The organism is Salinibacter pepae (genome assembly GCF_947077775.1).
GTDB lineage: Bacteria > Bacteroidota > Rhodothermia > Rhodothermales > Salinibacteraceae > Salinibacter > Salinibacter pepae.
In genome coordinates, this window is record NZ_CAMTTE010000001.1 from 91,686 (window position 1) to 113,092 (window position 21,407).

The 21,407-nt window shown below is 61.1% G+C and carries 21 protein-coding genes; 11 read left to right on the forward strand and 10 right to left on the reverse strand.

From position 1 onward, the window contains the following. Positions 1-47: 47 nt before the first annotated feature. From OJA40_RS00395 to OJA40_RS00405, 3 genes are all read left to right on the forward strand, one after another. Positions 48-1,298, forward strand: coding sequence for an ABC transporter permease (locus tag OJA40_RS00395; RefSeq protein WP_263789666.1), 1,251 nt, complete (start codon positions 48-50; stop codon positions 1,296-1,298). A 46-nt stretch (positions 1,299-1,344) separates the two neighbouring features. Further along, positions 1,345-1,851 carry a redoxin domain-containing protein gene (locus OJA40_RS00400; RefSeq protein WP_208425732.1) on the forward strand — a complete coding sequence of 169 codons (507 nt, stop codon included), beginning with the start codon at positions 1,345-1,347 and terminating at the stop codon, positions 1,849-1,851. A gap of 225 nt (positions 1,852-2,076) precedes the next feature. Then, entirely contained in the window at positions 2,077-2,913 is an 837-nt protein-coding gene (locus tag OJA40_RS00405; protein WP_208425733.1) for a nitrilase-related carbon-nitrogen hydrolase, read from the forward strand. Here OJA40_RS00405 and OJA40_RS00410 read toward each other — a convergent pair. The 3 genes from OJA40_RS00410 to thiD all read right to left on the reverse strand — a co-directional run bounded on the left by OJA40_RS00410 (position 2,910) and on the right by thiD (position 5,921). Further along, positions 2,910-3,884 (reverse strand): phosphoribosylaminoimidazolesuccinocarboxamide synthase, encoded by a 975-nt coding sequence (locus tag OJA40_RS00410; RefSeq protein WP_208425734.1) that lies wholly within the window; start codon positions 3,882-3,884, stop codon positions 2,910-2,912. The genes OJA40_RS00405 and OJA40_RS00410 overlap by 4 nt on opposite strands. A 110-nt stretch (positions 3,885-3,994) precedes the next feature. Further along, positions 3,995-5,035, reverse strand: coding sequence for a LacI family DNA-binding transcriptional regulator (locus OJA40_RS00415; RefSeq protein ID WP_208425735.1), 1,041 nt, complete (start codon positions 5,033-5,035; stop codon positions 3,995-3,997). 40 nt (positions 5,036-5,075) lie between these two features. Then, a complete protein-coding gene (gene thiD / locus OJA40_RS00420; RefSeq protein WP_208425736.1) occupies positions 5,076-5,921 on the reverse strand; it encodes a bifunctional hydroxymethylpyrimidine kinase/phosphomethylpyrimidine kinase in 846 nt (281 codons plus the stop codon). Positions 5,922-6,293: 372 nt separating this feature from the next. Here thiD and ribA point away from each other — a divergent pair, with 372 nt between their 5' ends. From ribA to OJA40_RS00440, 4 genes are read left to right on the forward strand one after another with little or no spacing between them, the layout of a single operon-like run. Further along, positions 6,294-7,661 carry a GTP cyclohydrolase II gene (ribA, locus tag OJA40_RS00425; RefSeq protein WP_263808354.1) on the forward strand — a complete coding sequence of 456 codons (1,368 nt, stop codon included), beginning with the start codon at positions 6,294-6,296 and terminating at the stop codon, positions 7,659-7,661. 52 nt (positions 7,662-7,713) lie between these two features. Further along, positions 7,714-8,742, forward strand: coding sequence for a zinc-dependent alcohol dehydrogenase (locus OJA40_RS00430; protein ID WP_263808280.1), 1,029 nt, complete (start codon positions 7,714-7,716; stop codon positions 8,740-8,742). Positions 8,743-8,787: 45 nt separating this feature from the next. Further along, on the forward strand, positions 8,788-9,159 hold the full coding sequence (locus OJA40_RS00435; protein WP_208425739.1) for a 6-pyruvoyl trahydropterin synthase family protein: 372 nt from the start codon (positions 8,788-8,790) through the stop codon (positions 9,157-9,159). Positions 9,160-9,183: 24 nt separating this feature from the next. Further along, the gene (locus OJA40_RS00440) at positions 9,184-10,098 is read left to right on the forward strand and encodes a class I SAM-dependent methyltransferase (RefSeq protein ID WP_263811008.1); all 915 of its coding nucleotides are present in this window, start codon (positions 9,184-9,186) and stop codon (positions 10,096-10,098) included. Between the two features lie 6 nt (positions 10,099-10,104). Here OJA40_RS00440 and OJA40_RS15535 read toward each other — a convergent pair whose 3' ends face one another. The 6 genes from OJA40_RS15535 to OJA40_RS00465 form a co-directional block, all read right to left on the reverse strand. Then, positions 10,105-11,190, reverse strand: coding sequence for a tyrosine-type recombinase/integrase (locus OJA40_RS15535; protein WP_423816487.1), 1,086 nt, complete (start codon positions 11,188-11,190; stop codon positions 10,105-10,107). A 161-nt stretch (positions 11,191-11,351) separates the two neighbouring features. After that, entirely contained in the window at positions 11,352-11,678 is a 327-nt protein-coding gene (locus OJA40_RS15540) for an HNH endonuclease (RefSeq protein WP_208425741.1), read from the reverse strand. A 48-nt stretch (positions 11,679-11,726) separates the two neighbouring features. Continuing rightward, positions 11,727-11,933 carry an NUMOD4 domain-containing protein gene (locus OJA40_RS15545; protein WP_423816488.1) on the reverse strand — a complete coding sequence of 69 codons (207 nt, stop codon included), beginning with the start codon at positions 11,931-11,933 and terminating at the stop codon, positions 11,727-11,729. After that, on the reverse strand, positions 11,836-12,714 hold the full coding sequence (locus OJA40_RS00455) for a tyrosine-type recombinase/integrase (RefSeq protein ID WP_263809810.1): 879 nt from the start codon (positions 12,712-12,714) through the stop codon (positions 11,836-11,838). The genes OJA40_RS15545 and OJA40_RS00455 overlap by 98 nt, the downstream gene beginning before the upstream one ends. 134 nt (positions 12,715-12,848) lie before the next feature. Next, positions 12,849-14,063: a baeRF7 domain-containing protein gene (locus tag OJA40_RS00460; RefSeq protein WP_208425743.1), complete on the reverse strand. Its 1,215-nt coding sequence runs from the start codon at positions 14,061-14,063 to the stop codon at positions 12,849-12,851. A gap of 292 nt (positions 14,064-14,355) precedes the next feature. Next, the gene (locus OJA40_RS00465; RefSeq protein WP_208425744.1) at positions 14,356-15,006 is read right to left on the reverse strand and encodes a cyclase family protein; all 651 of its coding nucleotides are present in this window, start codon (positions 15,004-15,006) and stop codon (positions 14,356-14,358) included. 443 nt (positions 15,007-15,449) lie between these two features. On the opposite strand from OJA40_RS00465, the gene OJA40_RS00470 reads away from it, so the two are divergent. From OJA40_RS00470 to miaA, 4 genes are all read left to right on the forward strand, one after another. Then, positions 15,450-16,982 (forward strand): phytoene desaturase family protein, encoded by a 1,533-nt coding sequence (locus OJA40_RS00470; protein ID WP_208425745.1) that lies wholly within the window; start codon positions 15,450-15,452, stop codon positions 16,980-16,982. Between the two features lie 34 nt (positions 16,983-17,016). Continuing rightward, positions 17,017-17,772, forward strand: coding sequence for a lycopene cyclase domain-containing protein (locus OJA40_RS00475; protein WP_208425746.1), 756 nt, complete (start codon positions 17,017-17,019; stop codon positions 17,770-17,772). A 227-nt stretch (positions 17,773-17,999) separates the two neighbouring features. Beyond that, complete coding sequence (locus tag OJA40_RS00480) at positions 18,000-18,821, forward strand: bacteriorhodopsin-like (protein ID WP_208425747.1); 822 nt, start codon at positions 18,000-18,002, stop codon at positions 18,819-18,821. 178 nt (positions 18,822-18,999) lie between these two features. After that, positions 19,000-19,974, forward strand: a complete 975-nt coding sequence (gene miaA / locus OJA40_RS00485) for a tRNA (adenosine(37)-N6)-dimethylallyltransferase MiaA (protein WP_208425748.1) — start codon at positions 19,000-19,002, stop codon at positions 19,972-19,974. Here the strand turns inward: miaA and OJA40_RS00490 are convergent. Beyond that, a complete protein-coding gene (locus OJA40_RS00490; protein WP_480918964.1) occupies positions 19,944-21,263 on the reverse strand; it encodes an MptA/MptB family glycosyltransferase in 1,320 nt (439 codons plus the stop codon). The two genes, miaA and OJA40_RS00490, sit on opposite strands and share 31 nt — an antisense overlap. Positions 21,264-21,407 lie beyond the last annotated feature (144 nt).

Here is a 21,407-nt window from a genome sequence, read left to right on the forward strand (position 1 = left end):
TCAATTTGTGCTTCGTCCGTGCTGCCCGCACCGCTTTCTCCTGGTCCGTGCCCGTTCGCTTCGAGCGCTTTATGTCCCTCCGGTACCTCTGGGGGGCCGAGGGACGAGAACAAGGCCGGAGCTTCCTGCGCTTCATTATTTACGTAGCCGTGGGGGGCGTAACGCTAGGGGTCGCTGCGCTGCTCCTCGCCCTCGCGATCGTTCGGGGCTTTAGCGAAGAGATCGAGGAAAAAATCGTCGGGTTCGGGGCACACATTCAAGTGTCCAGTTACGTTCAGGACGAGCCGCTCGATCAGGGCGCGTCGCTCCGACGCCAGCTTCGGGAAATGAAGGGCGTCGCCGACGTTTCTCCGGTGGTCGAGCAGCCGGTGCTGCTTCGCTACTCGGAGGACGCGATCGACGGGGTGGTGTTGCTGGGCATGGACCGGCTCCCCTCGTACCTGCAGAAACGGGTGGAGGCCGGGGGGGATGCCGTGGACGGTGAGACAAGAGGTGAGCCGGGCCTCGTCGTGGGGCGGGAGATGGCCACTCGGCTCGGCCTGGCGGTCGGGGACCGTGTAACTGCGTTTGCCCTACAGCAGGGAGGATCTGGGACGTCGATGGGGGGGCGGCGGCCTCGTGTCGAGCAGTTTCGGATCCGCGGCATCTACGATACGTCGCTCCAGGACATCGACGATGTATATGTCTTCAGTAGCACCGCAGTCGCCCGGCAGCTGGGATCCCTGGCTGCTCCGTCCGTGAGTCGGTTCAATGTGACGGTGTCGGACCCATCCCGGATTGATTCGCTGGCGGCGCGGATCGAGAACCGGTTCGGATTTCCGGTATCCGCCCGTACTGTCTACCAGCAGTACGCAGGGCTCTTTGCCTGGGTGGACCTGCAACAGAGCATCATTCCGCTCGTGATCGGGGTGATTGTCATCGTCGCCGCCTTCAACATCGTCGGGACGCTCTTGATGCTGATTCTCGAAAAAACCCGTGAGATTGGCATTCTCAAGGGGCTGGGGACCTCGGGCCGCACACTGAAGCGACTATTTCTCGTCCTGGGGGGCCTGATTGGCGTTGTCGGGACGAGTCTTGGGGCGGCCCTGGCGCTTACCTTCGCGCTCCTGCAGCAGCAGTTTGGGCTGGTCTCACTCCCCGCCGAGGCCTACTACATGACCACGGCCCCGATTGGACTGAACCCGCTCGACTTCTTGCTCGTGGCGGTCGTGACTGTTTTCCTGTGTGGGGCGGCCGCCTACATCCCCGCCCGCGTGGCGGCACGGGTTGAACCCGTGAAGGCCATCCGATTCGAATAGCCAACCGCAACTGGACTTCTCTCCACTCCTACACTCCGACCTCCTCATGAGTACGACCCGTTCGCTTTCCAAAGGAGACCGCGCCCCCCGTTTCACGCTCTACACGGATGAGGCACAGTCCTGGGCGCTGTCCGACCATCTCGATCAGCCCGTCGTCCTTCTCTTCTTCCCCGGCGCATTTACCAGCGTGTGCACGACGGAGCTGAATGCCGTGAACAACGACCTCGGTTCGTTCGAGCCAGCCCACGTCGTCGGCATCTCGACGGACGCCCCGGCCGTTCTTTCAGAGTTCCGATCCACGCAGCAGTTTGAGTTTCCGCTCCTAAGCGATCACGACGCGACCGTCTGCGCGGAGTACGGGGCAAAATACGACCAGAACTTCACCGCCATGGGACTGGACCGCATTGCCAAACGGGCGGCCTTCGTCGTCGACCCGGCGGGCACGATTCAGTACGCCGAGGTCCTCGACGACGCGGGTCAACAGCCGGACTTCGATGCTCTGAAAGAAACGGTGCGGCAGCTAAAGGAGGAACGAGGGCGGCACGAGCACTGAGCATCTGTTATTGCAATTTACTTTATTGAAGATCCGGCCGCTTCGGGCCTTGATCTCGCCTGCCTGATCCCCTACACTAAGCATAATCCGTTCTCCCCTCACTGCTCATGAGGGAGACGGACCGTCGGTGTCCATCTGTGGCCTGCGCCGTCGAAATGGGCTGGAGGGTCCATGGCGCAGGCCCGATGGGGCATCGGTCCGAGTGTCCCCACGCTCCAGTGTTGAGTGCCCGTGAGAGCTGCCTATCTCCAGTTTGCCCCCGCCTACCTTGAGGTGGATCAAAACCTCGCCGCGGTCGAATCGCTTCTTCGTTCCGTCGAGGCGGACCTGATCGTCCTGCCCGAGCTGTTTACGTCTGGGTACTTTTTTCAGTCGAAAGACGACCTGGAACGCGTCGCCGAACCGATCCCCAACGGCAAATCCGTGGCGGCACTGCGGGGCTGGGCGGACTCGCTGGGGGCGACACTCGTGGCGGGGCTGGCCGAACGGGACGGGGATCATTTCTACAACAGCGCGGTGGTGGTGCGGCCCGACGGCCGGGTGGATACGTACCGCAAGGTTCACCTCTTCTACGAGGAGATGACCCTGTTTGAGGCGGGCGACCTGGGCTTCCGGGTCTTTGAGGAGGACACTGCGGGCGGGGCCTCGTACCGCCTCGGGGTGATGGTGTGCTTCGACTGGTATTTTCCCGAGGCAGCCCGCACGCTTGCGTTGAGAGGGGCGGACGTGATTGCTCATCCCTCCAACCTTGTCCTCCCACACTGCCCTGATTCCATGCCGGTCCGTGCTCGTGAGAACCACGTCTTCACCATCACGGCCAACCGGCACGGACGGGAAGAGAAGGAGGGAGAATCCCTGCGTTTCATCGGAATGAGTGAGGTGTGCGCCCCCTCGGGGACCATCTTGGCCCGGGCCGACGAGTCGGCGGACGTGGTGGAGGTTGTTGACCTGGATCCGCGCGAGGCGCGCGACCGCAACATCAATGCCCACAACGATGTCCTGCAAGACCGACGGCCCGCCACGTACGCCGCGACGTCAGAGGTGGCGAAGTCGAGGGCCTAGCGCGACGCTTCAACGACGTAATCGCCCAGGGCCGAGTGGATACGGGCTTCAGGGTTGGGGTGCGTATCCGGTTCGAACGCTTGTCCCGTCACCTTTTCGAAGAGCTCCACGTAGCGCCTCGTAACCTTTGCTCGGAACGCATCCGGAAGCGTGGGCATCTCGTCGCCGGCTCGTCCTTGGAAGCCATGGTCCATGAGCCACTCCCGAACGAACTCCTTCGAGAGCTGCCTCTGGGGACGGCCCTCGGCAAGGCGATCCTCGTACCCGTCTGCGTAGTAGTACCGCGATGAGTCGGGGGTGTGCACCTCATCGATTAACACGAGATTGCCGTCGGGCGTGCGGCCAAATTCATACTTCGTATCGACGAGGAGGAGGCCCTGCTCCGTTGCCATCTTGTGGCCGCGTCGGTACAGCGCGAGGGCCCACTCGGCGAGTTGGTCGTAGGTGGCGGGGGCCAGGCCGGTATTTGCAAGCGCCTCCTCTCGGCTCACGTCCTGGTCGTGCCCCTCTTCGGCCTTGGTGGTGGGGGTGAGGATCGGCTCGGGCAGCTGCTCGCTCTCTCGGAGTCCGTCCGGCAGGCCCTGCCCGCAGAGGGTCCGTGTGCCCCGGTCATATTCCCGCCAGGCGTGCCCGGCCAAATAGCCCCGGACCACAAACTCGATGGGAATGGGGGTGCACTCCTTCGCGATGGTCACATTGGGGTCCGGAACGGAGAGGACGTGGTTCGGGACAAGATCTTCTGTGGCTTCGAAGAAGTAGGCGGCCGTCTGATTCAGAATTTGGCCCTTGAATGGAATGGTCTGTGGGAGGACGTGGTCGAAGGCAGAGATCCGATCGGTCGTGACCAGAATGCGCCGATCGCCTTGTCGGTAATTGTCCCGAACCTTTCCGTGGTAGGTCTCTCCCAGGTCGTCAAAACCGGTCTGCTCGATCGTGTGGTCCAGCTGGTCTTCGATAAGTTGATGGTCCATAAAACAGGGCTCCGCCGCAGTTGAGGGAGAAAGGGAAGTGAGGACTGAAGGGGCGTGCTCCGTCCCGAAATTGGGGCGGGCGCGTCGACAGGAGAGGCGCCTGGAGGGACTCAGAGACGTTGGCTCGATTTCCGAATGTGGAGTTCCGGCTCCACCAAGCGGGAGGTGTACGTCTCGGGCCCCCGCTTCTCCAATCGGTCCAGGAGAAGATCGGTGCCTTCGTTCCCGACGTTGTGCATGTTCTGGGCCACGCTGCTCAGTCCAATGAAGCGACTTACTTTAATGTCGTCGTACCCAACAAAGGCAAAGTCGTCGGGCACCTCAAATCCTTCTTCGCGGAGTGCCTGCCAGGCCCCGATGGCCTGTACGTCGCTGCTCGCAAAGGCGGCCTCCACAGGGTCGTCGAGGGCCAGGAGGTCCTGCATCGCCTCATACCCGGACTCCTCGCTGAACCCATCGTGCTTGCTCGTGTGGCCGTGCACCACGAGGTCGGAATTGAACTCAATGCCCGCGTCTTCCAGCGCCTGGCGGTACCCCGCGATCCGCTCGTTGCGGACACGGTTGTCGTGGGGCGTCGTGATGGCTCCGATCCGGGTGTAGTCCTGGTCGATGAGGTGATTGACTGCGAGCTCGGCACCGGGCTGGTCCTCCCAGTAGAACGAATCGAAGCCGGCCAGCTCGGCCCCGACGAGCACGACCGGCCCCCCGAGCATCCGCAGTTCGTCGGCGAGGTCCCCGTCCGGCGTCACGCCCACGAGCAGGAGCCCGTCCATGGCGCCGCCCTCCAGGAAGCTGCGGAGAGAGTGCTTCGGCGCTTCCCATTCCAGGTCGCAGAGCAGCAGATCCACGTCCTCGTCGTCGAGCCGGTCCCGCACCCCTTTCAACAGTTCGTTGTGAAAGGGCGTCGTGAACGTGGGGAGCGCCACGGCGATGGTCCGCGTGGAGCGTTGAGCGAGCGATTTTGCGGTCCGGTTCGGGCGGAACTGGAGTTCCTGAATGGCCCGCACCACCTTGTCTCGGGTTTGGTCGGCCACATCCTCCGAATCATTCAGCACCCGCGAGACGGTCGAAATGGCAACGCCTGCGTGATCGGCCACATCGTAGATGGTGGCCTTGGACTGGTTCGAGTTCTCCTTCGCATCGTTGGGCATGAGGCAACACGTATTTGAGAGGGAGGAAGAGGCTGAGCGGCTACTCTTGGACCTCAGCCATGGTCGGTTCCTCTTCTAAGGTCTCGAAGAAGGTGGCGTCTGGATTGTCTCCCTCGTCCTGTTGGAGGGCCCGGAGGGCTTCGGAGACCCGGCCCTTAGCTTTTTGTAGCGCTGGTTCGAGTTCCATCCCGGTCTGGAGGTGACGGAGCAGGGGAAGCAAGAGGCCACTCGATGCGCCATGGTGCGACTGGAGGCCGTCAAGATGTGGGGCCTCGAAGAGGGCAAAGTCGTCCCCGTCGAAAAAGAGGTCCAGGGCGTAATCGGGGGGCGTCCCTTCCTTGTCGTAGAAGTGAGTGGGAAGCTTTCCGCAACGGACCAGAACGTGCTCGGCCCCCTGCTGGGCAATCCGTTGGGCGGCCACCTGGGCATCGTCCAGACTGGGGATTTCCATGCCGGCCACCAGGGCGGCATCTGTGCGCCGGATTGTGACGAGGTCCGGCTCACTGAGGCGTTCGACAATCGCCTCCAAGCCTTCCTGTTCGACAACGTCCTCGCCGCTCGGACCGCTCACGGTGAGGTCGTAGACGACGGGGCCGTCCAGCGAGTGAAGGTGGTCGAACACTCGGTCCACGGTTGGTGTGGCCCCGATGATGCCTACCTTGGCACTGGTCGGGGTCCGGGTCTCAAACAAATGTTCGAGCTGCGCGGCCACGGTGTCCGTTGGGACATTGAGGACGTCCGTCACGACGCCGTCCCCGGCAACGACGTGAGAAGTGCAAACCGGATACCCCGTGCCCGAAAGGGCCTGGGTGGCGAGAAGGTCGGCACTTAGGCCGCGTGTGATGCCGGGGTACAGGGCCCCAACAACAATTGGACGAAAGCGCATGGGAGCTGCGTCTGAAGGTGCGACTTAGGGCGGCATTCCATCACAAAGAGGATACTCTCTCTACCACTGCGGGGCCTGAACGTTTGCTAGTTCGGTGGTGGAAAACGAAAAGCGCCTCGGAAGGACGATGCCTTCTACCATAATTCAAGGGACGTGCTGGAGGAGGATCTGCGACTTCTGTTATTGCAAGACAAGCAACCATGTGAAAGAGCATCATCGAGTCGGCTCCGTAACAGTCTTCCCAAAACCCTGCGCAACGGAACTGGTTGATCCAAAGTCGAATTTGATTGCCCCTTGCAAGCAGTCATACGCTGGCCGCCCAACTGCTAGTGGTGGTTCTTTTCATTCCGATCTCGGCTCATGGACCCTGATATGGAGATTCCCTCCGTCGAACGGTTGACGAGTGCTCGAATTCCCACTGTAGACGGCGAGTTCTCACTCTCTCTGTATGAAAACAGCAAGGACGACAAGGATCACCTGGCACTCGTGTGTGGGGACGTCGCGGATGCGGAGGATGTGTTGGTACGAGTTCATTCTGAGTGCTTTACCGGTGACGTCCTTGGGTCCCTGCGTTGTGACTGTGGGGAGCAACTGGATGCCTCGATGCGACGGATTGCAAAAAACGGCCGAGGGATCCTCCTTTATTTGCGTCAGGAAGGACGTGGGATCGGTCTTCTTAGTAAGCTCCGTGCCTACAACCTCCAAGACGACGGCTACGACACCGTCGAGGCCAACCGGATTCTTGGGCACGGAGCCGACGAGCGAGACTACGCCATCGCTGCACGAATCCTCGATGACCTGGGTGTGTCGTCCGCTCGCCTCTTGACCAACAACCCACAAAAGATTGAGAGTCTCGCCGAACATGGGGTTGAAATTACCGAGCGGGTTTCGCTTGAGCCCCACGTGAACCGGCACAACGCGGAATACCTCCGGACGAAGGTGAACCGGATGCGTCACATCTTGGATCTGGGGCCCGCGAACGGGCACGCTCAGGGCAACGCCCATGGGACGTCACTCCGTGACCTGAAGCAGCGGATTGACCGCTATTTTGCAGAGGAAGGACGGCCGTTCGTAACACTGACGTACGCCCAGAGCCTAGACGGATCGATCGCCTCGACGTCGGGCACACCGCTCCCCATTAGCAGTGAAGAGGCCCTCCGGTTTACCCATCAACTCCGTGCGCTCCATGATGGCATTCTCGTCGGCATCGGAACCGTGTTGGCCGACGACCCGCGTCTCACGGTCCGGCACAGCGATGGAACGCACCCGGTCCCCATCGTGCTGGATTCGTCGCTGCGGTTCCCCTCCGACGCACAACTTCTTGCGGGAGACGGCCCGGATCCGCTCATCGTCACGAGCCCCAACGCGGACCTGGACCGCAAAGAGCGACTCGAAGCGCACGGGGGCACGGTCATGGAACTGTCTTGCGGGCCGGAGGGGGGAATCTGTGTCAAGACCCTCCTACGTGCCCTCGGGGAGCGCGACTTTTCCAGCGTGATGGTGGAGGGGGGGACGAGCATTCTCACCTCTTTCCTGCGACGTCAGTGCGCCCAGCGTGTGATCGTCACTGTGGCCCCTATGTTCGTAGGCGGAACGGCGGCGCTCTCTTCGCTCACCCCCGAAGATCAGGACGCGCACGCTCGGTCTGACTTCCCCCGGTTGGACAACATCCAGCAGCGGTGGTACGGAGACGACTTGGTCCTGGAAGGGGATCCTGTATGGCCCGTCGCCTCCGAGTGAGGCCGTTCCCCTCGATGCTCCCCGAATGCAGTTCGAACGACTCCCAACTCACATGGCAAGTGCGTCTCGGCGGCGGGTACAGTTTACGGGGCCTGGTGAAGTGGAGGTGGTGACCGAGCCGATGCCGGACCCGGCACCGGACGAGGTGGTCGTCCGGACGGAGTACTCCGCCGTAAGTCCGGGCACGGAGCGGCTCGTGTACGAGGGGCACGTTCCCGAAACCCTGGCGGCCGACACCACGATCGAGGCCCTCGAGGACGACGATTTTTCGTACCCCATCTCTTACGGCTACGCATGTGTGGGGACGGTCGAGACAGTGGGCAGCAATGTCGACGCCGAGTGGGAGGGACGCACTGTCTTTTCGTTTCAGCCTCACGTGTCCCGGTTCGTGACGTCGCCGTCCGCTCTTGTTCGCGTGCCCCCCGCCGTGTCTGCCGTGGACGCCGCCCTGATCCCGTCCGTAGAGACGGCCGTAAACTTCGTTATGGACGGACGCCCCATGGTTGGGGAGCAGGTCGTCGTGCTCGGGCAGGGCGTTGTGGGGCTGCTCACCACTCAGCTCTTGTCTCGGCATCCGCTTCGGGGGCTTTGGACCGTCGAGCCGTCGCCCCACCGGCGGGCCGTGTCGGAATCGCTGGGGGGAACGGCCGTGGCCTCTTCGTCCGAGCTGGAGCTGGACACGGGGCATGACGCCTCTGGGCCCGACGTTTCACGCGCCGATCTCGTGTTCGAGCTGACGGGGAAGCCGTCCGTACTCAACGAGGCGGTGCAGCGTACGGCTTTCAGTGGACGGGTCGTGGTGGGGTCCTGGTACGGCACGAAATCTGCCCCCATTGACCTCGGGCGTCACTTTCACCGCTCTCGAATGGAAATCATTTCCAGTCAGGTCAGTACCATCGATCCATCGCTTCGGGGCCGGTGGACAAAGGACCGGCGTATGTCCGTGGTGCTCGACCTGTTGCCCACGCTCACCCCGAGCGATCTTGTCTCCCAGACATTTTCCCTCGACGACGCCCCTGCAGCGTACGCACAGCTTTCGACTGATCCTTCGATGCTGCAGCCCGTATTCCAGTACAACTGAACCGGTACGACCGGACCGTTCTCTTCTCACCCCTACGGCTCTGCCATGTACGAACTGATGGTTCGCCGCGACTTCGTGGCGCAGCACTATCTTACAGTCCCAAACTGTGGCCCCGAGAACGAGTGGCATTCGCACCACTTCGACGTCGAGGTCGCGTTGGAGGGAGACGAGCTCAACGAACACGGGTACCTCGTCGACATCGTGGAGGTGGAGGGGGTCCTTGAGGCCCTTGTAGACCGGTACGAAGACGCCACCCTGAATGACCTGCCCGAATTTGAGGGGCTGAATCCCAGCATCGAGCACTTCTCCCGAATCTTCTGCACGGCCTTGACGGAGCAGCTGAATACGGGACGGTTGGAGACCGTCACCGTCAAGATCTGGGAGGACGACACCGCCTGGGCCTCCTATACGGCGTAATTTTTCTATCTGACCCTTTTGTCTGTGCATGCTCCGGATGCGTACCGCCTGTCCCGGTACCTAACGGCCAAAAAGTCCATTGACGGCCGCGCCCTCAATCATCGGGTGTGGTCCCGTTTCGTCGAGGAGCTGGGTGGCGTTTCGTCGCTCCGCATCTTAGAGGTCGGGGCCGGCGTTGGCGCGACCGTGGAGCGCATCGTCACTGCCCTGGACGTTCGAACGGGCCCGTCGCTCCGGTATACGCTCGTGGACCGGAACCCGGCGGTGCTCGATACTGCGTCGTCCGAACTGCGGACGTGGGCGGAGCAACAGGGGTTCGAGGTGACCGGCCGATCCCCGCAGGTCTGGGCGGCGGACGGCGAATCCGTCGTCCTCGAATTCGTGACGGCGGACCTGTACGACTTCGCCGCGGCGCACGATGGGGACCGATTCGACGCAATTGTCGGACAAGCGCTGTTTGATCTGCTGCGGATCCCCGACGCGATTCAGGCGCTCCGGCCGCTGCTCCGTGACCGGGGCCTGTGGTACCTGCCGATTCACTTCGACGGCGTGACGGCCTTCGAGCCGCCGCACGACTCGGGGTTGGATGGGCGCGTCGAGACGCTGTACCACGAGAGCATGACGACCGACCACGGCGACGGTCGGGCCGGTGACCAATCGGGGCGGCGTCTCTTAACGCATCTCCGAGACGCGGGGAGCACCCTTCTTGAGGCCGGCGGATCGGACTGGATCGTGTGGCCGCAGGACGGAGACTACCCGGCGGACGAGGCGTACTTTCTCTACCACATTCTGCACTTCATTGAAAACGAGCTTCACGGCCACCCGGCCCTCGACGATGATGCGTTTGCGGACTGGCTGTCGGATCGGCGCCGCCAGATTCACGAAGGCCGGCTTACCTACATCGCCCATCAATTGGACGTGCTGGCCCAGGCGGACTGAGCGCTGCTATCCGTTGAAGTCCGGCGCCTCGTCCACGTAGTAGGACGACGATTTTCCGGGTTGGGCGTGGAGGTACGTCTTTGTCGTCTCGATGCTCTCATGGCCCAGGGTCTCACGCACGAGCTCCAGGTCAGCTCCCTTCTGAAGGGCGTGCGATGCGTGGGCGTGTCGGAACCAGTGGGGAGATACTTCTGAGACTTTGATGGGGTCTCCATCCTCGTTGCGCTTTAAAGCCCCCTCCGCATCGGTCTTCTGGGTGAGCTTCACGCCGGCGCGGGTCGCAGCCTTCTTCACGATCCGCCAGATCTGGGTTCGGGAGACACATCCGCCTACTTGAGAGCGGAAGACCGGATCGTCGGGGGCGCCATACCCCTCCGCTTTCTCGTCGTCTCGAAGTCGGATGATGAGGCTCCACACTTTGCTATACAGCGTGACCGCCCGGGTCTTCCCGCCCTTGCCGAAAAAGGTCACCTGGCCGCCAGACCGGCCGTTGGGGCCCTCTAAGTCTGGACGATCTTTCAGGTCGCGCCAGCGCAGATCTTCGAGGTCCGAAATGCGTCCGCCTGACGCGTAAAAGAGGCGTAGAAGGACGTGATTGCGGAGGTCCTTTTCGTCGCGGAGAATGGCCCAGAGATCGGCCTCCGAGAGAATTCGCTCGGCTCGATCGTTTCGGACCGTGGGGGTGGAGAGGGCCGCCCCGACATTATGGGCAAAGAACCGCAACTTCGTCCCGAACGTGAAGAGACTTTTAACAGCCGACAACTTGCGTTTCCGCGAGGACCTTGCGTAGTCCTGCGACTTCAGATGTTCGCGGTATTCCTGCAGGTGGCCTAAGGTTACGTAGCGCAATGGGAGATCGACGAAGCCTACAAACTGCTCTATGTCGCGAGAGTATTCCTCTTGGGTTTGTGCACTTTTCTCGGCGAGCCAGCGCTGGACAAGCACTTTGTCCGACTCAATCGAGCATTGTTCGTCAGTGGGAGCGTTGTAAGGGCGGTGCTCGTCATCTCGTCGAGACACCCCCTGAATCGAACTGTTCTGAACGTTCGACGATCTGAGTTGGAGGTCCTTATCGCTGGCAGACTCGCTCATTGAATTGTGTGGTTAGACAGTAGACCCGCAGAGATCGGTAATGAAGCCTGCGCTCGGCTGCATGTCCGTCAGTATAAAACAAAACGACTCGTGACCAAAAGTGCAACATAACGCCATTTATGTACCTGTTTTGGGAAGTTCCAAAAAGAGTATTTGTTCTCCTATAGCCAGCCTTCTAACTTTGCACGGACTGTCTCTTCGCCGTGCTGATCAACAGCCTCCAGAAAAGACTCGTGCAAACGATTAAGCGTTGGGCTCACCCACTCTAAATTATCAACGCGGTTATTGGTCTTATCACCGTCAATATGGTTAACCCATCTGTGCTCATCCGAAGGAGGCTTGGGTCCGAAATGCTCCATTACGAGGCGATGGATCAATCGCGGATCCTCTTGGCCACCACCACCATCGTTCTTACTCAGGTGAAATTGCAAGTATCCCTGCCCTTGATCAGAGGGCGAGCCAAGTCTGCCCTCATACTTCTTTGTCACTTGCTTACCCCAAGCTTCTGAATAAAAATCATGTGTTTTGGGCTCAATTCATATCTTCCCGTAGTTACTGATTTGATAATGGCCTTCGCACCCCTCAATTGGCTTCCACTTCTCTTCCATGAAGGGATTCTGTATTATGATTATCTTATCAGCGATACTAAAAGATATCAATGTAGTCAACAGCACTGTCACTGAGCTGATTCGAATGATCCTCAGCAATACCCAAGACTGACGAGGAATCTCCGTACCGTCCATGGGCTTGAATCTGTGAGAGGCTCGCGCCGCCGTCGGCCGCAAGGCGCAGCCCGGTGCGGCGCAACATATCGATCGTAACTGAACCCACCCCGGCGGCGATCCCAGCCCGACGGACGATCGTGTAAATCGCGTCCGCCGAAAGGGGCGCGCCGCGATTTCGATTGCTCATCGAGCGCCACAGCGGCCCGGCGGTAAGCCCAAACTGGTCTTGTACGTTGTCAATTACATCGACGACCTGATCGGGAATACGAACGTATTCCTCACCTGTGTCGCCCTGATTCACCTCAAGAATCCAATACCGCCCAAGAGGCCGGACGTCTTCGACCGCCACGGCTGCGATTTCGCCCCGCCGCAGGGCTGCGTGGATCGTCGTCAGGATGATTGCCTGATCGCGAAGCCCAGTCTCATCCGACGCGCCGGCCGCCTCCAGCGTGTCGCGCACCTCTAGCTTCGTAAGTGAGCGCACGGACGAGGGTGCGTCGGCCGGAGGCATCGGCTTCACGTCAGGATGGCGCGCCGGGTTGCGGTCGTGAATGCGCTCCGTCATTGCCCAGTCGAAAAATGAGCGGAGGGCCGCGAGGCGTCGACGCTGGGTGCCCGCTGCCAGGTCGAGATCATGCATAGTCTCCACAAAGGCACGAATGTCCTCATGCGTGACCGCCTGCACGAGGTCAACGGTTATGCCCTCCGCCTGCGCAAAAAACGCCTGCAGATCGGTCCGGTATGCCCGGCGCGTCTGGGACGAAGAGAGACTGCGCAGGAACGAGTCGAGAAGCTTCATGCGCCTGGTTTGTGTCTGCGATAAGGCATCTTATAACAAACGCCTGTGTCCACAATAATTTTGTTTATCGTGTACACAGGGAGGCGCGGCCCCTATGTTGTAGGAGCCGCGTTGAGGGCTGATTCGGAGCGGGGTCAGTCGGTTTCGGTCGCGGTAACGTCCGCCTCGTAGCGGAAGATGGCCGCGACGCTGCGGCCGCCCGGCATCTCCTCCGGCGACAGAACATGTACGGCGGCCCCGCTCAAATAAGATTTGAGGGCGGCGTAGTTCAGAAGATCACCGTCTCCTGGCTCTTGCGAGTCGTGCACCCTAACCGTGTTGCTGTCGGGGTCAAATCGTCCCCAGCGGTACTGCCCCTGCGGGACGAAGAGGGTATCCACGCGCCCGTACGCGCAGGCGGGAACGATTTCGTGGAAATCGCCCGAGGCGAGCTCGGCGTTTTCGTGATACAGGTCCTCGAAGCGATCAAGCTCCTGCTGTTGCACCGCCTGCAGTACCGACTCGACGACCGACCACGCCTCCCGGTGGAGCTCTTTCAGTTCCAGCTGCTCAGGATTTCCGGCGATGATGTCGTCGTCTACGAGGTGGGGAAAGTTATTGACGCTCTTGTAGAGCGGCAGGTACTCGGACACCCCAGCCAGAACCAACGGCGCCTCCTCCCCACCGATAAAGTCCGTCACACTCTCGTCGATGCGACGAAAGAAGCGTTTAAGCTGATCTTTGGGCTCGCGGCTCTGGTCTTCCGACGACCCGTGGCCGTGGCGCACCTGACCCGCCTCGCCCCCATCCGGCGAGGACGGGGCCGCCTGTGTATGCGACTGAAGGCCCTGCTCGGGGGGCTCCTCGTACTGCTGGATGGCCGTCACGATATCGGAGGGAATCTCGGCGGCCTCCACTTCGCTGATGGCCTGATGCGTGCCCTGGTAGAGGCGGACGTCATTTTGGCTCAGGGCGAGCAGGTAGTAGCGGTTGTTTGACGCAATCAGTGGGAAGAGCGGCTTCAGGTGGAACCGATCCTCCACAATCGCCACCTCGTCGAACGGAAGCGGGAGGCGATAGAACTCGGACGTGTCGGTCGTCAGAAATGCCGCGAGCCCTTCACTGAGACCGCGCCAGAAGCCGGGTCGGTCGAGAAGCTGGCGGGCCTCTCCCAGAATATTGTCGATGTCGGACTCCCGGTATTCCTGTTCGCGGAGCTGATCCCGGACGTCACGGAGAAGATTTTTGAACCGGGTCGTGTTCTGGGACCAATCGGACCGAAACCGATGCGTGGGCATGTAGATCGAAATGCAGAGGCCGTCGTCCGACTGGGCCAGGCGCTTCAGCTCATCGCGGTTGAAGAGGTCCATAGGAGGAGACAGGAATGATGAACAGTAAATGAGGAGGGCGGAGCTGTTTGGCGGGCGGTCAACAGCCTGTAACTTCGCGGGCCTTCGCGGCCGGGGAACGACTTGGCCGTCGCGTTCCGGGCGCAGAACGAATTTAGAAGGCGCCAAGGGGCCCATCCGAAGCATGCTCGTTTCTGCTTGCCCCTACTACAGGGCCCGCTCGGGCCATCCCCGTGAACGTTGCCCGCTGTGTCTTGGCTGAACATCTACTCACCAAACAACTTCCGAAGTGGTTCGCGGAGGCGCCCAGAGGCTACGACGTGGGGTCGTCTCGAAGCACAGCCCGGACGGGAGCCGCATCGCCCCCCACAATCTTTAGCGGGAGCGCAACCAACTCGTAGCGGCCCGGTGGGACGTCTGTCAAGACAAGTCCTTCGAGGTTCACGATGCCAGTGTCCAGCAACGCGTGATGGGCGGGCAGGTCTGTGCTATCAAGCGGATCAACGGACGGGGCGTCCGTCCCCACGAGACTGACGCCGGCGTCCGCGAGGGCATGGATGGTATCCGGGTGAATCGGGACCACGGCGTTGGGCCACTCGTCGTCCGGGGAGACACCGCCAGATGTTTTGAACAGAACTCGTTCCGGACTGGGCCCGTCTAACTGATTGACATGCTGATTGACATGCTCCGGGCGAATCGACGGGGCGTTGGCAGTCACGTCCACGACGCGGGCAGGCCCAACAAAAGAATCGAGCGGCAGATCGTCGGTCGCTTCCCCCTGCGGCTTGACGTGAAGGGGAGCGTCGACGTGGGTGCCGGTGTGGGTGCTCAGTCGGAGGGAGCCTAGGTTGACAGACGATTCGTCCTCGTTGCGGCGAGCAGTCCAGGTCCATTGCACCTCCTGATCGCCGGGCCACACGGCCGTTGCTGGAGAGACGCTTCGGGAGATGTCGATGAGGGCCATTCGGTGGAGGGAAGGTTACGCAGATTCGCGCTCCGGAAGATCAGGGGTCCGAACCGGCCGGTCGTGCTGGGGGCGGCGGTCCCCAGAGAATGAGGGCGGCGGCGGCGCCGGATGCCAGCGGGGCCCCCCGGGCGGCCCGCCTGACGACCCGGAGTCGTCGCTCCAAATGAAATGCCACAGGAGCGTCCCGAGGATAATCGGGCCGAAGGCAACAAAGAAGCTGAGAACCTGGTAAATCCAGTTCATGGCCGGCGAGAGAACAGGTGCGGGAACAGAGCCGTGAGCGGGCGCCAGTCGTCACGTGGTATAGGAACTTCACTACGCCTTAATGTTCACGGACAAACGACACAACGGTTTCGGAAACTATCCTCTCGCACCGTGAAAATGACGTGTTTGATCGTTCTCTTGTAGTGCGGTCTATTTTCCTTAGTGCGGCTATCTTTATGTCCACCGACTACGACTTGATTACCATTGGCGCGGGGCACAATGGGCTGATTGCGAGCGCCTACGTCGCCCAGGCAGGCTACCGGGTTGCGGTGTTTGAAGAGCGGGAGATGGTTGGGGGAGCGGTGTCTACCAAAGAGCTCTTTCCGGGATACCAGATCGACCTGGGAGGGAGCGCGCACATCCTTATACGGCAAACCCCCATCGTCGAGGAACTGGAGCTGGAGCAGTATGGGCTCACGTATATTGAGCTCGACCCGATGTTCGTCGCGCCGTTCCCCGACGGCGACGTAATTTACTTCTACCGCGACCTAGACCGTACCGTTGACCACCTCGAACGGCTTTTTCCCGGGGAGGGCAAGGCCTACCGCGAGTTTGTGACGGACTGGATCGGATTTGCCCGCACCATGCGGGACATCTTTCTCACCTCCCCAAGCCCCTTGGAGGTGGGCAAACAGTTGATTCGTGGGGCCAGCTCGCCACTTCCCTGGCAGGAGGAGCTTCGTCACATCCTCCGTCCGTATCAGGAGGTTCTAGGGGCCTATTTTGAGGAAGAGAAGCTGCGAACGGCCATTGCCTGGATGGCCGCTCAGTCGGGCCCGCCGCCGACCGATCCCCTCACTGGGCCTTTTGCGCTGTGGCACCCACTGTATCACGAAGGGGGCGTAGCGCGTCCCAAGGGCGGATCCGGCGAGCTCACGCAGGCACTCAAGCGCCACATCGAGGCACATGGGGGCGACATCTACACCGACGCGCCCGTCGAGAAAATTCTGGTCAACCACGAGCACGCCGAGGGCATTCGGGTCAACGGGACCTCTTACACGAGTCGAGCCGTGTGTTCGGCCACACACGCGAAAGAAACGTTCGATCACCTCCTCCCTGCCCGGCACCGGCCGGATGGGGCCGACGGGTTGCGGATTGGAAATGGGTTCGGGGCGATGATGCGCCTCGCGCTGGACGAGCCCGTCTCGTACACGGCGACCGCCAACGACCAAAAGGCACGAACAGGCCTGCAGCTGCTGTGCCGGGACATGACGCAACTACGGGCGGCCTACGGAGACCACCTGGCGGGTCGGCCGGCACAGGACCCGCCCCTAATTGCAATGACATTCTCCGCAGCGGACGATACACTTGCCCCTCCCGGCGGAGAAGTGCTTTGGCTTTGGGGGCAGTACTTTCCCTACGAGCTGGCCGACGGACGCGCGTGGCCGGACATTGCTGAGGAGGTGGCCGACACGCTGCTCGCCCAATTTGAACAGTATGCACCCGGAACGCGGCAGTCAATTGTCGGCCAGCTCTTCCAGCACCCCGAGTGGTTGGAGGACCACCTAGGGCTGTACCGGGGAAACGTGATGCATCTTGAGATGAGCATCGACCAAATGTTCTCGGCACGACCTCTATTTGGGGCCTCGAACTACGAGGGGCCGGTAGACGACCTTTTCCTAACGGGGGCGAGCACGCATCCAGGGGGAGGAATCATGGGGGCGTCCGGGCGAAATGCCGCCCGTGTGGTGCTGAAGAACGTGGCGTGATCTTCCACCCAATAATAGCCGATAGTGCCGCTGAATGAGCTACCTTTCTTTCCATCTGATCTTCCTAGTCCCTCCAATCCTCCTCATGGTGGCGTTTCACCGACGCCCAAGGCGGATGGACGACGACATGCGGGTTGATTTGGCGATTCCGATTGTCTGCCTGATTGCATTTACGTATACGACCCCGTGGGACAATTACCTCGTCGCCCAGGAGGTGTGGTGGTACGGCGCCAATCGAGTCGTCGGGACCATCGGGTATGTGCCCATTGAGGAATATATGTTCTTCGTGCTGCAGCCCATCTTGACTGGGCTCTTCCTTTACCAGTACCTGTACCGGGTTTCCCCCACCCCGAGCACGTACGCGTCGGCAGCGCCCTGGAGCGGGGCAGCACTGTTTGCCGGAATCACCGGGCTGGGGGCCTATCTGCTAACGGACGGCCGTGCCTCGACGCTTTATCTGGCCCTCATTCTGGTGTGGGCCCCGCCCATCCTGGCGGGGATGTGGCTCTACGATGGGGAGACGCTCTGGGCGTTTCGGGACAGCGTCCTCGTGACAACGGCCCTACCAACGGCGTACCTCTGGGTGGCCGATGCAGTGGCCCTCCACTCCCGCATCTGGACGATCTCGCCCGAGTACACCGTCGGGGCGTCGGTCCTCGGGTTGCCCTTGGAGGAGGCGTTGTTCTTCCTGTTCACAAACCTTCTGGTAGTGCAAGGCATTCTCCTACTCCTGTACGGATCGCACCGGGCAGTTACACCGGACCAGGCGACGCGCCTGTCCGCAACTTGATATATAACTTTTCCCTCACAATTTGGGAAGACGCGTCGGATTTTTCCGTTGGCAGTCGCACGTCCTCGCAGTTATACTACCGTAAGTGATTCCCAGTTTTTTACGCACTGCGAGGAGCATTCGCGACTTGAGTCTCGTCAGCACACACAACTGGGATGGTTCCGAGTCGGCCCTTGTGGCCCGATCGAACCCGCTCACACTATCACCCAAACAACCCGAATTTACCCATGCTACAAGAACTTCCCACCCTGACGCCGGGCCAGTATAGCCTGGTGTTCAACATGTTCTCGTTCACCGTTGCGACCATGACGGCGTCCTTCGTGTTCTTCGTCATGGCACGTAACAACCTGGCGCCGAAGTACCGAATTTCAATGATGGTCTCGGCGCTGGTGGTCTTCATTGCTGGCTACCACTACTTCCGAATTACCAGCAGTTGGGAAGCCGCATATGCGCTGCAGAATGGGATGTACCAGCCCACCGGTGAGCTATTCAACGACGCGTACCGCTACGTGGACTGGCTCCTTACGGTGCCGCTGCTGACTGTGGAGTTGGTGCTCGTCATGGGCCTTCCGAAGAACGAGCGCGGTCCGTTGGCCGCGAAGCTCGGGTTCCTGGCAGCCCTCATGATCGTGCTCGGCTACCCCGGTGAGGTTAGCGAAAACGCGGCCCTCTTCGGGACCCGCGGCCTCTGGGGCTTCCTGAGCACCATTCCGTTCGTGTGGATCCTGTACATCCTCTTCACCCAGTTGGGGGATACGATCCAGCGACAGAGCAGTCGCGTGTCGACGCTTCTCGGCAACGCCCGGCTGCTGCTGCTGGCCACTTGGGGCTTCTACCCGATTGCGTACATGATCCCGATGGCATTCCCTGAGGCGTTCCCGAGCAACACCCCGGGAACCATCGTGGCCCTCCAGGTCGGATACACGATCGCGGACGTTCTCGCGAAGGCCGGATACGGCGTGCTTATCTACAACATCGCCAAGGCCAAGTCCGAAGAGGAAGGCTTCAACGTCGGTGAGATGGTGGAGCCGGCCACGGCCAGTGCGTAACGCACTAGTCTCCCCTTCTGGACTCCATTGAAGGGGGCCGGAACGACTCGCCCGCCGTCGGAATTCTCCGGCGGCGGGTTTTTTATATGTGTCCCCTACGCACCTCCCCGGAAACCATCTATGAGAATCAGTAATTGGGAGAGCCCTTCCGTTGCCTATGGACCCGAACAACGATACCATGGAGCCTTTATCTGAGCCCGATGCGGCCGATCCCATCCTCACCATCACAGGGCCCACGGCCGTCGGCAAAACAGCGGTAAGCCTTGAGGTCGCCGAGCGGCTCAACGCCGAAATTGTCTCCGTCGACAGCCGACAGGTGTACGAAGAGCTGACGATCGGGACCGCGAAGCCGTCCCCGAGCGAGCAGCAACGGGCTCCTCATCACTTCATCGGGGAGCGGTCTCTTCACGAGCCGTTCTCGGCCGGGGCGTACGCAAAGGCGGCCAACGACCGCATCCGAGCGGTCCTCGACCGGGGACACCGTCCGCTCGTCGTGGGGGGAGCGACACTGTACCTCCACGCCCTGCAGTACGGCCTGGCGGACATACCGGACGTGGACGATGAGGTCCGGGATGAGCTGACCCAACGGCTGGAGTCTGAGGGCCAGGACGCCCTCTATGAGGAGCTTACGCAGGTGGACCCCAGGCAGGCCGCAGAAACCGACCCGACAAAGACCCAGAAGGTTATTCGGGCCCTTGAGGTGTACCACGGCACTGGGAAGCCCCTTTCCTACTACTACGAAAATCAACCGGAACCGCCATTTGACTACGTCACCGTGGTCCTCAACCGGGACCGAGAAAAGCTATACGACCGCATCAACCACCGCGTCGACCGGATGCTTGACGCGGGCCTTCTAGATGAGGTTCGTGACGTCATGGACATCGACGGCGTGCAGCTGGACGAGCCGCCCCTGAGCACGATCGGCTATCGGGAGCCGATCCAACACCTCAAGGGCGACATTGACTACGACGAAATGGTGCGACTCGTAAAGCGCAATACGCGCCGGTACGCCAAACGGCAGCTGACGTGGTTTCGACGCTACGACGAGTACCACTGGCGGGCCGCTCCGCAGACCAGTGCGGAAGACCTAACCGAGGTGCTGGAGGACGCGCTAGACAGCACTCACTCCGCAGCGGAAGGCTCTGCTCGGTAGTCTCCCAGCACGTATCGTCGGAGGCCCGGGGCGTAGGGACGGAAGAGGGCAATCACCGTGGCCCCGCCCCACCCCGTCCAGATCCAGACCCAATACGGCCCGTCGACGTAGAAGAGATACGTCCCAATCGAGCAGAGGCCCAGCCACAGCCAGGGCCATGACGGCCGCGGGCCCACGACCCCGAGCGCGATCACGGGCACTAGGTACCACGGGTGTACAGTTGTGCTAAGGACGAACAGCGTACCGATGAGCACAAGGCACGCGCGCCGAAACGACCACTTGTACCACGCATCCAGGCCGTACAGGACAGGAAGCGATGCCACGAAGAGCCCCCGGAAGAGCGGACCGATCGTTTTGCTCCAGTCCGCTCCGGTCCAGGCCCAAAGGACGTGCTTGACCGCGTAGTACGGGCCTGCGTTAAACTCAAACAGGTTCGCAAATAGATCGACCGACGCTTTGATGTGAGGCACAGCATACGGAGCCGCGTACGGAAGGCTGAGCCCCGCCACGAGCAGTGCCCCCGGCCACACGGCGCGCCATCCGAAGCGGCGAAGCAAGAATGGGCCCAGTGCGAACGGATAGATTTTGACGAGCCCCGCCCCGGCAATTGCCAACGACGCACAGGCCCCACGTCGGCGTCGAACTGCCCAGACTGCGGTCAACAGCAAGAGTGCCAATAGGGCTTCCGTGTGCCCCTGGCCGGCCGTCTCGATCAGCACCAGTGGGTTCCACGCGTAGAGCAGAACGTTTCGGGTGCTTGTCAGGCGCGTGAGGACGACGACCCCGATACACTCCGCCCCAACGAATAGCGTTTTGAGAACGTAGTACGACGCTTCCCAGTGTCCGTCGTAGGCCAGCCCCCCGAGGGCAAAGAACAGCTGCGAGAGCGGGGGATAGATGCTGTAGTACTCCTGTGAGTTGAGACTCTCGTAGAGCGACGTGTCCTGATAAGAAACAAGTGCGGAATCCGACGGGACAAACCGGTACGGGTTGATGCCCTCCCATTGAAGCCATCCGTCCCAGATGTACCGGTATAGATCGTCGGTCAGTCCAGGACCAACCGGCAAATACGCAATTCGAAGAAGCAGCCCGCCCCACAACACCGCCCGCACCGATAGAACATCACGACGCCAAAGGAGCAACAGGCCCGCGCTGCCTAGAAACGATGCCCCAACCAATACCGGCCACGTGACGCGAAACGCAGCCCAGAGAGGCCCTGAGAGCAACACGATGCCGGTACAGACCAGAAGGGTCTGCGTGGAAAAACGGACCTGACGACTGCCCGGCATGGTGTTCGGAGCGAATCATAGAACGGGGAGAGGCCAACGCAATCAGCTAAGGGGACACTTGTCGACAGATGTTACGGATCATAAGCCGTGTTGCCCATAGCTCCCTATCAGCCAAATATCAACTGAATATGCAATAACAGAAAT